The sequence below is a fragment of the Endozoicomonas gorgoniicola genome (assembly GCF_025562715.2).
GTDB lineage: Bacteria > Pseudomonadota > Gammaproteobacteria > Pseudomonadales > Endozoicomonadaceae > Endozoicomonas_A > Endozoicomonas_A gorgoniicola.
On sequence record NZ_JAPFCC010000001.1, the window covers coordinates 996,174 to 1,012,126 of the forward strand.

The 15,953-nt window shown below is 46.7% G+C and carries 13 protein-coding genes; 5 read left to right on the forward strand and 8 right to left on the reverse strand.

Features of this window, described 5'->3' with window-relative positions; translation table 11 throughout:
* Positions 1 to 63: 63 nt before the first annotated feature.
* Positions 64 to 708 carry a lysophospholipid acyltransferase family protein gene (locus NX722_RS04590; RefSeq protein WP_262566920.1) on the reverse strand — a complete coding sequence of 215 codons (645 nt, stop codon included), beginning with the start codon at positions 706 to 708 and terminating at the stop codon, positions 64 to 66.
* Positions 709 to 1,083: 375 nt separating this feature from the next.
* Between NX722_RS04590 and dinB the strand changes: the two genes are divergently transcribed.
* Both dinB and NX722_RS04600 read left to right on the forward strand, forming a co-directional pair.
* Positions 1,084 to 2,205 (forward strand): DNA polymerase IV, encoded by a 1,122-nt coding sequence (dinB, locus tag NX722_RS04595; protein ID WP_262566921.1) that lies wholly within the window; start codon positions 1,084 to 1,086, stop codon positions 2,203 to 2,205.
* An 87-nt stretch (positions 2,206 to 2,292) separates the two neighbouring features.
* Entirely contained in the window at positions 2,293 to 2,685 is a 393-nt protein-coding gene (locus tag NX722_RS04600; protein WP_262566922.1) for a DUF2721 domain-containing protein, read from the forward strand.
* A gap of 85 nt (positions 2,686 to 2,770) precedes the next feature.
* On the opposite strand, the gene NX722_RS04605 is transcribed toward NX722_RS04600, so the two are convergent.
* The 5 genes from NX722_RS04605 to NX722_RS04625 form a co-directional block, all read right to left on the reverse strand.
* Positions 2,771 to 4,198 carry a hypothetical protein gene (locus tag NX722_RS04605; protein ID WP_262566923.1) on the reverse strand — a complete coding sequence of 476 codons (1,428 nt, stop codon included), beginning with the start codon at positions 4,196 to 4,198 and terminating at the stop codon, positions 2,771 to 2,773.
* A 110-nt stretch (positions 4,199 to 4,308) separates the two neighbouring features.
* The gene (locus NX722_RS04610; protein WP_262566924.1) at positions 4,309 to 4,926 is read right to left on the reverse strand and encodes a paraquat-inducible protein A; all 618 of its coding nucleotides are present in this window, start codon (positions 4,924 to 4,926) and stop codon (positions 4,309 to 4,311) included.
* Between the two features lie 111 nt (positions 4,927 to 5,037).
* Positions 5,038 to 6,756 carry a single-stranded-DNA-specific exonuclease RecJ gene (gene recJ / locus NX722_RS04615; RefSeq protein ID WP_262566925.1) on the reverse strand — a complete coding sequence of 573 codons (1,719 nt, stop codon included), beginning with the start codon at positions 6,754 to 6,756 and terminating at the stop codon, positions 5,038 to 5,040.
* Between the two features lie 381 nt (positions 6,757 to 7,137).
* Complete coding sequence (locus NX722_RS04620; protein WP_262566926.1) at positions 7,138 to 7,536, reverse strand: hypothetical protein; 399 nt, start codon at positions 7,534 to 7,536, stop codon at positions 7,138 to 7,140.
* Positions 7,533 to 7,970, reverse strand: a complete 438-nt coding sequence (locus NX722_RS04625; protein WP_262566927.1) for a DNA polymerase III subunit chi — start codon at positions 7,968 to 7,970, stop codon at positions 7,533 to 7,535. Before NX722_RS04625 ends, NX722_RS04620 begins: the two co-directional genes overlap by 4 nt.
* 339 nt (positions 7,971 to 8,309) lie before the next feature.
* Between NX722_RS04625 and NX722_RS04630 the strand changes: the two genes are divergently transcribed.
* Together NX722_RS04630 and NX722_RS04635 are read left to right on the forward strand one after the other, a co-directional pair.
* On the forward strand, positions 8,310 to 9,188 hold the full coding sequence (locus NX722_RS04630) for an ATP-grasp domain-containing protein (protein WP_262566928.1): 879 nt from the start codon (positions 8,310 to 8,312) through the stop codon (positions 9,186 to 9,188).
* 98 nt (positions 9,189 to 9,286) lie between these two features.
* A complete protein-coding gene (locus NX722_RS04635; protein WP_262568612.1) occupies positions 9,287 to 10,501 on the forward strand; it encodes an MFS transporter in 1,215 nt (404 codons plus the stop codon).
* A gap of 159 nt (positions 10,502 to 10,660) precedes the next feature.
* On the opposite strand, the gene NX722_RS04640 is transcribed toward NX722_RS04635, so the two are convergent.
* A complete protein-coding gene (locus NX722_RS04640; protein WP_262566929.1) occupies positions 10,661 to 12,379 on the reverse strand; it encodes an RING finger protein in 1,719 nt (572 codons plus the stop codon).
* Between the two features lie 206 nt (positions 12,380 to 12,585).
* Positions 12,586 to 14,061 carry a hypothetical protein gene (locus NX722_RS04645; protein ID WP_262566930.1) on the reverse strand — a complete coding sequence of 492 codons (1,476 nt, stop codon included), beginning with the start codon at positions 14,059 to 14,061 and terminating at the stop codon, positions 12,586 to 12,588.
* A 487-nt stretch (positions 14,062 to 14,548) separates the two neighbouring features.
* Here NX722_RS04645 and uhpC point away from each other — a divergent pair, with 487 nt between their 5' ends.
* On the forward strand, positions 14,549 to 15,859 hold the full coding sequence (gene uhpC / locus NX722_RS04650) for an MFS transporter family glucose-6-phosphate receptor UhpC (protein WP_262566931.1): 1,311 nt from the start codon (positions 14,549 to 14,551) through the stop codon (positions 15,857 to 15,859).
* The last annotated feature ends 94 nt before the right edge of the window (positions 15,860 to 15,953 follow it).

Here is a 15,953-nt window from a genome sequence, read left to right on the forward strand (position 1 = left end):
AAGCGCTAGTTTGCTATGAAAATGCCGTTTTCATAATTTGCGGTTACGAAAACGGCAATAGAATTACTTTGCGATCAAAACTTTTGCTGGCGTGTCAGAGTATTGGGTGCAGCAGCTTTTGGATTGTACCGGACTAAAGCGTTCCGGGAACTTGCCAGTAATCCCCTCATAGAACGCCTGAATTTCACACAGGTCTTTTTCCATGTTGTCGGTCGGTTTCACTATTGGACCAAAGCCGCCTGCTTTGCGTTTGAAATCCAGATACCCCAGGATAATGGGGATATTGGCGTTTTTAGCCACATGATAAAAACCGGTGCGCCAGCGATCCCCTTTGGCACGAGTGCCTTCCGGGCAGATGACCAGACGCAGCTGTTTGTTGCCTTTGAAGGCACAAACCGTCTGCTCTACCATGCTTTTCGGCTTTGTTCGGTCGACGGCAATGCCACCCAGCCAGCGCATGATGGGTCCAAAAGGCCCCCAGAACAGGCTGGATTTGCCCGTCCAGTAGCAGTGGACGCCGGTACACAGGCCAATGGCAATACCATAGAAAAAGTCCCAGTTGCTGGTGTGTGGTGCAGCGATAAGGATAAACCTTGGTGCCTTGGGCTTTTTACCTTCCACTTTCCAGCCGGACAAAAACAGTCCCAGTCTGGCAATCAGGACACATAACGGGTGAATAACCGGTGTATTGAAAATCGTAAAGCGCATTTGCAGTGCCGTGATTCTCTCGTTGGAAAATAGCAATGTTGTTTAAACAACAAGGGTTATGAGGCATTCCTCATAAGTACACTGACTCAGCACACTTATGAGGAATGGCTCGGTAAAGGAACCTGCCTGAGTCACCATCGGGCTTTGGATAAATGATGGTCTTCTGACCCGGCAATGAAGTCATTGGAGCGCATTCAACGCCTTTCTGGATAACATGGGAATACGGGGAAGTGGCTATTGCCAAAAATAAATACTTTTGTTCCATGATTGTCTGAGCAGGCATTTTACACTGTATAAAAAAACAGTTTTTCTTGCGTATTAAGCCAATGAATCAGTAACATAGATGTAATGAACCTGTTGTGTAACTGACCTGTTATGTCTGATCAGCTTTCTACTTCAATACCTGGAGAAAATCGTAAAATTCTGCACGTAGATGCAGATGCATTTTACTGCTCGGTAGAAGAGCGTGAAGATAGTTCGTTAAAAGGAAAGGCTTTTGCCGTTGGTGGCAGGCCAGAGCGACGTGGAGTAATCGCCACCTGCAGTTACGCTGCCAGAGAGGCGGGAGTTCGCTCTGCCATGGCGTCATTTCAGGCCATCAGGTTATGCCCAGAGCTAAAAATTATTCCTCCACGATTTGAACTCTATAAAGAAGCTTCGAAGAAGATGCACGACATCTTTCAGCGCTATACCTCACTTATCGAACCTCTGTCGCTTGATGAAGCCTATCTGGATGTCACCGGTGTTCAGTTGTGCAAAGGCAGTGCCACACTCATGGCACAGGACATTATGCGGGCGGTCAGGGAGGAGGTGGGTATAACGGTTTCTGTAGGCGCTGCACCCAATAAATTTCTTGCCAAAATAGCCAGCGACTGGAATAAACCAAATGGTTTATTTGTAATCCCGCCCACAGATGTTGAGGACTTTGTCTTTGAACTTCCGGTTGAGCGGATACACGGCGTTGGTAAAGTAACCACTGAAAAAATGAACAATAAAGGTATTTTTACCTGTGGTCAGCTACGACAGTATTCTCCCCTGGAGCTATGTCGCTGGTTCGGCACTTTTGGCGAGCGCCTCTGGGAGATGGCTCGTGGAGTGGATGAGCGTCCGGTGGAAACCGGGCGGCGGCGTAAATCCCTTTCGGTTGAACATACCTACGACACTGATCTTCTGGATGAGGCTGATATTGTCGCTAAGGTAAAGCCTCTGCTGGATGATCTGGCGCAGCGATTTTCCGGGATCAATTCTGAATACGCTGTGCAGAAACGCTTTGTAAAAGTTAAATTTTCAGACTTCAACCAGACGACGCTGGAAGAGATTCCTGATCGGGATGACCTGGATGCTGAAGAACATTTCAAAACCCTGATGGTCAGGGCATGGGAGCGGGGTAATAAGCCGGTTCGGTTGCTGGGGCTGGGGGTGCGGCTGATTGACCTGCGTGCGCCAGAACGATTTTTGCAACTGGAACTGTTTGAGCGGAAACGACCCGGGCTTTGACTGGTATGAGAAGCTGTTTGAAATGATTTGACAGCCAGGTATATATCGAAATAATGGTTTTTTTTATTTGTCCTTACTGGTTGTTTTATGCAGTTGACCCTTACCACGCCAGCTTTGTTGTTTCCGGCAATTTCCCTGCTATTTCTCTCTTACACCAACAAATTTCTGGCGCTTGCCTCTCTGATCCGAACTTTGCACGAAGAAGACCAGAATAATCCAAACAGTCCCGTTATCAGGGGGCAGCTGGAAAACCTGCGGCGGCGAATGAAGCTGATTAAACACATGCAGGGGACTGGAATCATGAGTTTTATCAGTTGTGTGCTGGTGATGTTTTTGCTGCACTTAAACCTGTTTCAGTGGGGGTTCATTATTTTCGGCCTGAGCCTGCTTTTTTTGTTGGTTTCTTTGGTGATCTGCCTGATGGAAATCAAAATATCGATTGATGCACTGGAGCTGCAGGTTCAGCAGATGGACCATTAAATGATTTGCACAACACCTGATCAACCAGGGCTTCGTGATCAGGTGTTGTAGTTAATTGGGCGACGCTTCTCTTAGCAGCCCATAATTAGTAGCCCATAATTCCCTGGTTCGCCTGATTGGCAGGATTTAAACCTGACTTTAAACCGTTAGCAGATTGGATCTTCAGACCCTGGTTAATCCATTTGGTAGTTTCAACGTTGTGCTTTAACGTTAGTAATGACGAGTCTTCCTCATGCGGATAACTGGTATCATATCGGTTGTTTAAAAGCTGCTTAAGTAGTAACGGGATTGAGTTTTCAGCAAGCATTGAGCCTTGTTTCCCATTTCCTGTAGTTTTTGGAGATTGTTGATCACTTTGTTTCTTTGCGGTACCTGTGAATAGACTTAAGAACTTCATGGGATAATAGAATATACGCCATCTGGACTTGCTCTCATCAGTGTTATCATCGTCATCCTCTTTTTTGGTTATATCTTTCTTACCATCGCTACAGGTGGGTGTTACAGCACCAAGGGTATGCGCGTCGTAAGAGCCTGGAAGAGCGAGTGTGAACTTAACTTTGTGATAATTTTCTTTTGGCTGGCTGGAACTGTAGCTGACTTCAATGCCATCGCCAGACTCAGAGGCAGTATGTGAGTCTGATCCACGGTCATACGTATATCCTTGATTTGGTGTTGGTACCCTTATCTCTGTTGTGATGACCGTGTAGCCGGAAAAACGATTAATATATTGTCCTAAAACCCGCCGAATGGCTGTGCCGACTCTGTTTGTGCAAAGGTTATACCATTGAACGGTTCCCAGCTGTGCCATTTCTTGAAGTGGTAGAATGAATGCTGGAGTAGTTAATGCGGTTATAAGTGTTCGCGCTGCTTCTTTGTTTTTATCAGATTGATCGCTTCCACTTACATAATTTTCTACACGGTTGAAAAATGGCTCTGCTGAATTCTCATTGCCTGGGCCAGACTGGTCTTCCCGAGAATCATCAACGCTTAAATACACAGTATTACTTGATGTATTTTGGTCATTATGGATAGACATCAGATGTGGAGAGCCCGGTACCGATCTGATACTCAAATGATCCAGATTACCGTAAAAGTCTAATAAAGGCTGAGCGTTGCTGCTGACAGCTTCGGGAGTCTCCGGAGTGGTTGTGCTTGACTGGGGTTCAGGATCTTCTGTTGGTTCTTTTTTTTCCTGGGACTCTGCAGCGGATTGAGCTGAAGTATCTTCTGAAGAGTCTTCTGAAGGCTTTTTATCTGTCTCGTCTAGGCTCTCCTCATTTTCTACAACTGTTTGCTCTTGTTCCGGGAAGGTGCCTGATGGAGTATCAGGTGGTGTTGGTTCACTGCTTGGGGGATGGTATACGGATAACACTTTTATGCTGCCGTAATCACCGGGCACTAAACTAACGACTTCCTTGTCTTCTACTTTGCCTGTCAAATCCCCTCCATACGCAGCATTGAGTATGAAAACAAAAAACGCTGCAAATACAGGCAGCACTTTAGGAGTGTGCATAAACTGGACCCCTTGAACGGAACTTTGTACAAGTAAAATATCATCGTTTGATGACACGGATAGAAGTCTAGTTCATAGAGTCGGTTACATTTGAATTTGCACAGCCATGGTCAGTTTATTTCAGAATAATTTCTGACCAGAATCTGAGAGCCTGCACTGGATAAAAGACAGTAGGCGACAAACCAGTAGAAGCCGTTGTGTAACTGTGCATTGAAGTTAATTGCTGCACTTTCCGACGAGGCGGCATTGGCTGCCAGCAGGGCAATAATCACCCCCATGGCAAAGACATCCGACATGGACCATTTGCTTAGCAGGGTGTTGACCTTGAGCAGGGTGGCAGATGATTGTGAAAGACAGGCGGCCATCAACAAAACAGACTTAATGGCTGGAATCACGACGCTGAACACCAGAATCAGAACAGCAACAAAGCGATAGCCAAATTGCCAGAGGTCTTCAGCAGTTCCCAGGATGCTGCGGGTCTTGTCGTAAACCAGGCTGTCACCGCTGACTCTCAGGCTGCCCAGAAACTGTCTGGCCATGGATTTCATGGCTGGGTGCATGTCCTGCTGCTCAACCAGGGTTTTACCTGTTTCCACCAGAGCCTGGTGGCTGAGTGACGCCTGCAGGGTGATTAATGGCTGAGTAATGCCTGGTATAAGCAGGGCAAGGGAGAGCAGTAAAATAATCAGTGGTGCGAGTTTTTTTATTCGGTTGGTTGTTGTCATCATTGTTATAGCCAGCGGTAAGCATTTGTCCTGATCACACCAGATTAGAGTAAAAAGCAGGTTATGCAAACGCTGGCTGGCCCGGTTAACAGCTTTTTTGGGCTAAAGGCTTTTTCAGGCTAAAGGCTCAAAATAATCAACCAGTAATTGCAGGGATTGCTGCCCGCGGAATTCGTTGATATCCAGTTTGTAGACGGCATGGATACGGTTGACAGCAGGGTCTGGCCAGAGCTGGGGATCGATATTGAAGGCGATACCGTCCAGATAGAACTCGCTGTCAGGAATTTTTAAGACCATCTTCAGATGCTTCTGTCCCACTAAGCGCTGTTGTATCAGTTGAAAACGACCATCAAAACTCGGTTCGGGAAAGCTTTGCCCCCAGGGGCCGGCCTCTCTCAGCATCTGTGCGGTCTGCAGGGTGAAGTCATGACTTTCCAGTGTTCCGTCGGTGTGAATTTCCGCCTCCAGATCATCGGCATCCAGCTGTTTGCGAACGATTTTGTCAAAACAGTCTGAGAACGCTGTAAATCCATCCTGCTTAATGCTTAATCCTGCTGCCATGGCGTGGCCGCCAAATTTTATGATCAGATCCGGATGCTCCCTGGCAATGGCATCAAGGGCGTCACGCATGTGCAGGCCTTTGACAGAGCGGGCCGAACCTTTCAGTTCACCGTTATCCGCAGCCGCAAAAGCAATCACCGGACGGTGCAGTTTATCTTTGATCCGCGAAGCCAGAATACCGATAACGCCCTGATGCCAGCCCTGTTGATACAGGCTGACTCCCCAAGGCAGTTCTGTACTCTTGTCCAGGTTGAGTTTGGCGAGTTCGGCCATTGCTTCTTGCTGCATTCCAGCCTCAATATCCTTTCTGTCCCGGTTCAGGCTGTCCAGCTCAGAGGCAATCTCTCTGGCTTGTTCTATATGTGGAGTGAGCAGCAGTTCGATGCCGGTGGACATATCGTCCAGGCGACCAGCTGCATTGAGTCTTGGTCCCAGTGCAAAGCCAAGATCGCTGGCAACCAGTCTGGACTGGCTGCGACCGGATACGTCGATCAACGCTTTGATACCGGGGCGACAATGGCCGGCACGAATTCTTGCCAGCCCCTGGTGGGCAAGAATTCGGTTGTTTTTGTCCAGACTGACAACATCGGCAACGGTGCCGAGCGCCACCAGGTCCAGCAGGTCGAAAGGGTTGAAGGCAGGGCGATGATCAAACCAGCCGCGCTGGTTCAGCGTTGTACGCAGGGCGCACATAACATAAAAAATTATGCCGACACCTGCTGTGTTTTTGCCCGGGAACGGGCAGTCGGGCTGGTTTGGGTTCACAATAGCATCTGCGTCAGGCAGCTCTCGCCCGGCAAGGTGGTGATCGGTGACTACAACCTGCCAGCCTCTTTCCCTGGCAGCGGTAACACCTGAAAGGCTGGAGATGCCGTTATCGACCGTTACCAGAACCTTTGGCTGAAAGGATTCTGCGACTGTAACAATTTCAGGGGTTAAGCCATAGCCGTATTCAAAACGGTTGGGTACCAGGTAATCCACCTGTCCGCCCATGGCGCGAATAGCCAGTACACCGAGGGCGCTGCTGGTGGCTCCATCGCAGTCAAAATCACCAACTATCAGAATCTTCTTCTGCTCAGCAATGGCATCGGCAAGAATGCGGGCTGCGACATCAATATCTTTCAGATGGGTGTAATGGTGCAGCCCTTTTAACTGGCGTGCTATTTCGTCTTCACTGGATATCCCCCGGGCGGCATAAATACGCGCCAGCAGGGGAGGCAGAGAGGAAGACAGTAATTCAGTGACGTCTCGACGGATAATCTGTTTTTGCATGGTAGCCAGAAAGCAGGACAGTGATCTGCTTAATGATGCGCAATCACTGCTCGATACTCAATAGTTCAATTCGCTAATGAGCGGTTCTCTACAGTTCGTTTTCATACGGGTTGCTAATCTCTTTCAGCCAGCGTGTTGCGACTCCAGCCCCTTACGACGAAAGCGGTTTAAGTTTGAAGTACCACCAACAAACAAAACCAAAGTTAACCCTCAAAGAATCAGTATGATCCTGTCTCAAAAGTCACGACAGTTCACTATTATATTTTTACTATGTACTGTAGTTCTAACACCTATGAACGACAGGTGTTTACAGTTAGTGGCTGGAGACGAAGCCTGACCCGGAGTTGGGCAGGCTTCCAGTTTAAACTAATGTCGATGAATCTATGGTTCCCACGGCGAAGTGGGAGGTTCAGAGACCGGCTGGATTTCATCGAGCAGCTGTTCAAGATGACTGTTCAGCTCTTTGCTCAGGCGGCTTTCAATACGAACCAGCTCTTCATCAATCAGATTGCGAATCATGCGACGGCCTTCAGTGCGGAGCTGATGGCGCAGCTCGGTGGTACTGTCGTCATTGTTATCGTTATCGTTAATGCTGCCGGGTTCACCCAGGTTAATCACGGCTACGGTTTGTCGCCCTGATTCTGCTGGTGTTTGTCCATCAATCACATCGGTCAGCACAGGGATGTTCTCGCTGGTCTTTTCGAATGCGCTGTTTTTATCCAGCAAAACTTTGAGACGTTCCAGTTCGTTTAACAGGTCGCTGGTTTTTTCAGTATTCAATGCTGACCTCCTGCAGAAATATCGTGCAGTTCAGGTTTAATACCGTCGGTTTTGTAATCACGAAATTTCTGCCTCAGGGCTTCTACAGGTCCGGGGCTCTTATCAACAATTTCGCAGGTACGATGGAAATTTTTATAAAAACCAGGAATACCAGACGCGAGGTTGATCAGCAGAGCGCCCTTAATGTTGCCGGGGTCGGTATGCCCCAGGGTGATGGGGGCATTGTTGTCATCACTTCTGATTTCATGGGGAAGAAAGCGATCTTCCCGCCACTCCCATAACAGTCGATCCATGGTTTCGCACTGGATGGCATTGTCTGTATGAATGTGTACAGGCATACCGGAACGCCACGCCTTGTCAGTCAGGCGACAGGCGAAGTCTCGTACAGCCTTGGTAGACTGTTGTTGCAGCAGGTAGAAGGTAACTCGAGGCATCGTCAGAGTGTAATCGGAAACGGGCAGGGAGGAAAGGTTGAAACTGAAAGAGGACTCCCTGCGAAATAGCAGGGAGGTGAATTTCTTCAGCCCGTCAGGGTTGATATGTGCTATCTTCTTTCTGTCTCGTTGTAGACCTACCCTCGGGCAGAGGGGAAGTAATGTCAAACTAGCATCTCAAAGTTAAAGGCTTCAGTATCTGTAATTATGGGCAGGCTGGGTAGATGCCCTTCGGCAGTTACTTAACGTTGGTTCATAAGATATCACTCAACCAGATTACCCTTTTTCCGTTCGCTCAAAAAGGTTCGTAGGTAGTATGGAGATAGTATGAAGATCTGTATGGTTACAACCAAATTAGATTTTGCAGCTCAATCCATTCAGCGCATCAGGGAAGAAGCAAAGCACTTAGGTATCGAAGTTGATTTTGTTAAACCATCGGATCTTCAGTTTCAGGTAAAAGAAGGAACACTTTATTTTGGTAACAATGAGCTTTCCCGAGATCTTCCTGATGTGTTTTATTGCAAAACGGGTAGCTCAACGGTGACCTCTCATACGCTGAGCTGCATGCAGGCTCTTGAACTGTTCAGCGACACCAGAGTGCTTAACTCGTACCGATGTTTTGAAAAGTCCATGGATAAGTTTACGACTTATCTGTTTTTACAAAAAAATGGTGTCCCGACACCAGCAACGGTTCTGCTAAATGGACAGGTTGACTCGTCCCGAATCGCGGATGAACTGGGCTGGCCTCTGGTCTTTAAAGAAACCAGATCTGCACGCGGTCAATCCGTGGTTTTTGTTGATAACCAACATCAACTGGATGAACTCATTGGTCTTTATAACTCGGTAAGCAGAGAGGGGGCTCGTGCACTTGTGCAGCGTTGCTGTACAAAAAGTTTAGGTAAGGATATTCGTGTATTTGTCCTTGGGGGAAAGGCGTTTACTGCTGTTGAGCGAGATGCGGGTGGAAAATCAAGAAGGGCTAATATCTCTCTCGGAGCATCCGTTCGGGCTATTGATATTGACTCACAGATGTCGAAAATTGTGGAGCAAACTTGTCAGGCTTTAGACTTCAGCCTGGGAGGGGTTGATTTGCTTTACGGTGACGAGGGTTACGAAGTCAGTGAAGTCAACTTAGCGGCTCGATTTGATCGAATAGAAAAACCGACAGGCCATAACTTAGCCCGTGAAACACTTCTCTTCTTATCTCAGTCCACTTAAAGAGCCGGGTTTGCGTAGAACGAACCTGTAAACTATCTTTGACCGTGTCTTTTGCAGGCTTGGCGCCGGACTTGACCCACTGTCATCGCCAATACGAAATGACATTCAAGCTATCAATCAATTCTCAGATAAGGCTGGTTTTATTCGGTGAATTCCTGGTGATTACCTGCATCAGTATGACCGACCCTTATTGGCCCCTTATTCTGAAACTCTATCTTCCCGAACACAGTCATTCCAGTCTGGTTCTGTGGAGCACCGTCATTTATCTGGCTCCTTTTGTCGCCTCAGTGCTGGCCATACCGTTTTGGGGTTATATGGGGAGCTTTCTGGGTTATAAAAAAATGATCATTCGTTGTACAGTAGCGCTTGCTATTGTTCAGACGTTGCTGATTTTTACCGACCACATTGTCGAGATCTTTGTTCTTCGCCTTGTGCAGGGCGCATTTACTGGCTATACAGCCGTAGCGCAGGCATTTTTGGTCAGTAAAAAACCTGACGGAGAGCATAGCTTTTTAATTGGAAAAGTTCAGTCTATGATGGCAACCGGAACGATACTGGGGCCTGTCTTTGGTGGATTTATATCTCACTATTTTAATTATTATCTCATTTTCACTATTGCTTCAGTTACATTGTTTCTGTTAACCGTTGCTTGTGTTTTTTTTCTCTCAGAATCTCCCTTGATCAATAAAGGGAAGGATAAGGCTAAGTTAAAATTTAGCGTTTTTTTAAAATTATTAACGCCATTTAACTCTTATTGTTATCTTTTGGTTGTCTCAACTAAAATACTCCGTCGAATGAGTGCCTCATTTTTTGCTCTTTATGTTATTGATCAATTAAGTGGTAATAATTTACAAACGGGCACTTTATATGCGGCTATGGCTGCAATGGTTTTTTTGGTGGCACCTATCTGGGGCAAAGTGGAAGACCGTCACAATAAAAACGTCCGTTACCTTATATGCGGGCTTGTCATTGCACTGTTTTCAGCGGCTGCTGCTCAAGTTATTTACGGGTTCGCCCAGAATTTTGCTTCAGCGGTATGTGCCTCTGTTTTGTGGGGATGTGCCCTTGGGGTAACCAATACGCTGCCGTTATCGCTACTGACTCACCACCAGAAGGCATCTATGAAAGGTTTTGCCTTAAGTGTCGGAAGCAGTATGAATAGATTAGGAAATGTTTTTGGGATAGCTCTGGGTGGTTTTTTATATTGCTACTTTGGCTTTCAAGCCACATTCTTCAGCATTGGAATTGGTTATTTGTTGATAGCTTTCATTTTTTGGTGCTGCCGGGGTGTTGTTCTTAATAACAAAGATTGAAAAAAGCCAAAGAACATAGAGAGCGATCGACAACCCTGCGCTACCGAACGGCCGCAAAAGTATGAAGTTCGCTCCTTTTGAAATCCTTAAGGATGTTCCCGGTATTTCATTCAAAGTTAGTGCCAAATGAGGTCGCCCGGGGTTGATGGTACAATGACTTTACAACTCTACGACCTGCACTTCTCCGGAAGGTATTTCTACAGCTGGTTCTTCAGAGGCGGAGTCGCCTCTATAACGATATTCAATACCCCTACCAGAGCTGAACAGCTTTTCATAGGGCAACCCGTGACCTTCCAGCTCCTTCCTAAGCCCGTCCCACTTGAGAGTTCTGGTTTTCAGGTCGAACACATTACTTAGCTTGAGTTGTATCTCATCATACGACTGGTCCATTCGGATGGACACGTTAAGAAAATCCTCATAGACATTCCAGCCGGATAGATAAATCTCCGTCATGTCATTCCAGGTTGCCGGAAAATGCATTTTCATGTAAATAACCATAAGATCTGTAAAGTGATCTTTCACAAGGGTGTTAAAACACTCTTGCCCATCCTCTTTCTTATTAATGTCTTCTGCACAATATATAAGGTACTGCTCTTTCCTCTTAGAACCGGATCGATAGAGTATACGAAACTGAATATGCGCACCCTCGCCCACTTCCGTCCCCACATCTGTCGCAATGTTCGCATTTCCAACCTTTATGCCAACCACCTGCTCAAATGATCGTTTCAGAAACATAGCCAGCAAGCAGTCATTTTTCTGAAAAAAATCCTCAGGATCTTTATTGAGCTGGCTCATAGGGTAAGGACATGCCATTGATGGAGAATTTACTGTGTCTCTACTGCCATGCGCAAAGCAAGATGGTCTCTTACACTGCACCAGCAGAGAGCCCTCCAGACTTTTCCAATCGCTATGCTCCCCGACATCCGTTGATGCGAAGGGAGCCCTGCATGACGGGCATTTTGGGTTGCCACCGGCTTGATTTACTATATCGTCAAGGCATTTTTTATGAATTACATGGCAACATTTCAGTAAGGATAAGACTTCAGAATGTCCCTCAGGTTTATAAGGTTCCAGGCAGACAGGGCATTCATCATTTTCTGACCGTGCAACCACATCTGATTGCCTTGTATAAGTGAGCTCATGGCAGGAAAAACCTTCACTCCCTGGTTCAGATGCCTCCCCATCTGCAGTATTGTGATCAGTAGCAGCTCCTCCACCTTCAGTAGCACCCGGCAAAATGCAAGAGATAAATCCGGACTGGATCGTCTGACACGCCGCTGCTGTCTCTGCCGAATACAAACTGGTATCTAAAGGAAAACTATCACTGCCATTAACAGATAACAGGCTAAAAGCCGGTGCAAGCTTTGAGTCGTCGCAGTTTTCATCCTCATCCTGACCGAGCCCAAGTCTGGACTCTATTTCCCGACGCTCCTCTGGTGTGATGCCATCCTGGGATTGAAGATAAAAATAATGAGTATCTTCTGAAGCTTCTTCGCAGTTTATTATTATTTTCATCATCTGTTCACGTTGAGCAATATCATCTTCAATCTTTTGTTTCTGTGCTGTTTGTTCTTTTAAAAATTTTCCCGGAGCATATAAACTCTGAGGCAGAAAATTCGTAGAAACGTCAGAACCGTAATAGACATTTACACGCTGATCGTTGCTGGCTGCTTCAAAAAATTCCGGCAGAAACTTTTTTTCAGAACCGATAAAGAGAGCACCTGCCACAAGTGCCAAAAGATTAGAGTTAGGGGCATATTCTGAAGCCTTAACGACATTTTTATCAACGGCAGTAATGCTCAGTAGCATCACGAAGAGCAAGCGCAAAAATTTCACTTCTAATTTAATGTGTTTCAAACAACAAATTCTATCTTTCATTTTTTAAACCACCACTACTGTAAGGTATTTTAGTTTTTTAAAAGTTCAGTTTAGAGGCCGGCAGTGACTGCTGGCACTATGACTTTACCTATCTACGATCTGCATTTCTCCAGAAGGTATTTCTACAGGAGGTTCTGTTTGGCGGTGTACTTTTTAATCTGATGCTCACTATTGCGACTTTCGATCACAGGTAGCTCCCCACACCATCACCGCAGCTCAGCATTTAAAGCGGTATCGGAGTTAACAATACCGAAGAAGCTTCGCCTGAACTTACCTCTTTGGGTCAACAGCGAATCTGCCATCGTATCAATGGCGGTAATAGCCATCACGCTTTGTATGTAAGCCTCGATGAGATCATCAAGTGCAACCCCCAGACGGTTGAAGTCGCGATTATCCATCAGCATGAGGCGCTCAGACTGGCTAATCCAACCCTGGTGTTCGTTGCGGATGGATAAATTGGTACCCAGTATGTCCCATGAACTCATAGCCGGATCCAGTTCACCGACCAGCGGCGAGCGAGCCCGGCGTGCGTAAATGGCGAGAGGATAAAAGCCCTCAGGCGAAACGCCAACCATAAAACGCAGATCGGCTACATAGATGTGACCGTGCTTGTCAGGAATCGTTCCCAGATGGAAAAGACGCTCGAAGTCTCCATGTGACGACCAGTTGGAGTTACCGATCAGCGATTGAACAATGAAACGGTCATAGGGGAAGTCGAGTGTCATGAACTCCTTGAGTTCGGTCGAAGACGTGATTGTGTATACACCTTGCCCCGCATTGGCGTAGGGAACTTTTACCACTCCGAATCCACCAAGCCTCTCGACCCACATAGGAACATCTTCCTTTGAAAGATCACTAATCGTATCAGGCGTGTGCAGCTGCAACCCACTGTTCCGGTGTTCTCTGTTGAAAAGCTCATAGGCTTTCGCTGCCAACATTTTGTTGCGCCCCCCTGCCAGACACACCAGGACTGGGTTGAGCATCAGCGTGCGCGTAACCGGAGGGATGCGAGTCCACGGCTTTTGGGTCACGTACCGCAATGCGGCACGTATTGGCAGCCAGGCATCTTGCTTGCGGATTTGCAACACTCCATCGCCTGTGAAACCCACGCACAGGTTCGTATCGCCTTCGAAAAAGGGAACGAGATGAACAGGCTCGCCAGTGAGCTCCGCCATCACGGCGGCATAACCACTCGCCTCCATATAATTCTTGTCGTAAAGTACGGCCAAACCTCCGGGGGGCAAAGAGTGTCGGCGCAATGAAGGCAAGAAGGTGCGCATGATCAGGCGACCAAAACCACCAAACTCTTCCGCCTCGTGATACAACGGCATCGACTTTTGACCGCTGGGGGATGAATTTGTCTCTATAACAACGGTTCGTCTGGTGCCTGCATCTGTCTCTACCTGAAAAAGATCCGTTCCACCCCAGCGAAAATGACGAGGCACTGTATTCAACAAATGAGTCACAGCCAGAGGATTGACCTCTGGATGCAGGTGGCAATATCGAGCGATGATCCGTTCATTACTCAGGGATAGGAAATAGCGCACCAGTGGGTGTATGCTGGCGTTCAGCACCCGGGGATAGTAGTGACGCTCGGCCTCGAAATCACCAGGCTGGAAGGTTTGAACTCCGTAGCCGCCAAAGGGTGTCACGAGAGGATCCACGAACTGCATCTTTTGCATAAGCAGAGACCATAAACTTTACAGAGTAAGCTAAGGAAGGTGTGAACAATTCACCAAGAATAGTCTATAGCTTTCTGATCGTTTCCCGCACAAGTTAACCTGCTTCGGAAGTTAAGAATATCAACGCTGAAACGTCAACAGAGCTTGATATGTCAGAATCTCTGAACGTACTGAAACAGCCGGGTTATTTTATCTGATAAATAATATTTCTGAAATCAGGCAGGGCGCGGTGTCTTTAGTTCCTATAAGAGCGATGTTGAAAGATTGTGAAGAATTGTTAATAGATAAAGGCTGTATTTGTCAATTTACCCTATTACCCACTATAACTAATGATCTTCTTATATTTTTAATCACCCAAGCTTATAGGTAATCAGATATATCCTATAAGCCTCAAGTATCAGAGATTTAATAAGTACATGGCTTTTTTATCGAGTATTTATCTTTTTTTAATCAGTGATCATAAAATTAACAGGTTATTCATAGTCTTATGAGTAACGATACATGTAAAACCGGGCAGGTGCTGCTTTCCCATACTGATGAAATAAACCAGACGTACCGTTATTGGCGGTTGCATGTGTTTATAGGTATCTATGTAGGTTATGTCGCTTTTTATATCACCAGAAAGTCATTTACCTACATAACGCCGGTTCTGATTCAGGACCTGGGGCTGGATAAAACGGATATTGGGCTGATTGGAACCCTGTTTTATTTTACCTATGGTGCCAGTAAATTTGTCAGCGGTATTATCAGTGACCACTCTAACCCCCGTTATTTTATGGCGACCGGCCTGTTTCTCACAGGCATTATGAATATTCTGTTTGGATTGAGCACTTCTTTCTGGGCTTTTGTCTGCCTCTGGACTGTAAATGCCTTCTTTCAGGGTTGGGGCTGGCCGCCCTGTTCCAAGATTCTTGCTAACTGGTTTTCCCGAACTGAAAGAGGATTCTGGTGGGGGCTGTGGAATACAGCGCACAACGTGGGAGGCGCTATCGCTCCGGTTGCGCTGAGTTTTTTTGTGGTCAGTTTTGGGTGGCACTCTGGCATGTATGCTGCGGGTTGTTTTGCTCTTGTTGTGGCGTTCTTTCTGCTGATTGAAATCAGGGATATCCCTGCAAGAATGGGTTTACCATCGGTTGGGCGATGGCGAAACGACAAAAGGGAAATGGCTCATGAGCAGGAAGGGCAGGGGCTGGCACGGCGGGATATTTTTTTCAGATACGTGGTCAGCAATCGCTATCTCTGGTTACTGGCTTTCTGTTACATACTGGTTTACATCGTACGAATTGCCATCAGCGACTGGGGGAACCTCTATCTTACCGAAGTTTATGGTTATTCCCTGACCATGGCGAACTCGGCTCTATCAGTGCTTGAAATAGGTGGTTTTGTTGGCTGCCTGGTGGCAGGGTGGGGTTCAGACTGGTGGTTTGGTGGTAATCGAACGCCTATGAATACGATTTTTTCAATAGGCGTTTTGCTGGGAGTGTTGGGGTTATGGCTTATCCCGGTTAGTGGTTATTTTACCCAGGCTCTTTTGTTCTTTCTTATTGGTTTCTTTGTTTATGGCCCTCAGATGCTGATTGGTATGGCGGCCGTTGAGTACTCTCATAAAAAAGCGGCTGGTGCTGCCAGTGGTTTTGTCAGTCTGTTTGCTTATTTTGGGGCGGCGCTGGCTGGTTTGCCGCTGGCTCAGGTTACAAAATCCTTTGGCTGGGATGGCTTCTTTATTACCTTAAGTACCTGTGCATTGCTGATGCTGGTTGTTCTTTTGCCATTTCTTCGGACAGAAAAAAGTATGTGATTAAATACTATGTGTCTGATAGCTTGGTTGGTCTGATAATTTTCGTGTAGCCTGACTTTTCGGAGACAGGCTGTCGTATAGATTCTCTCTGATC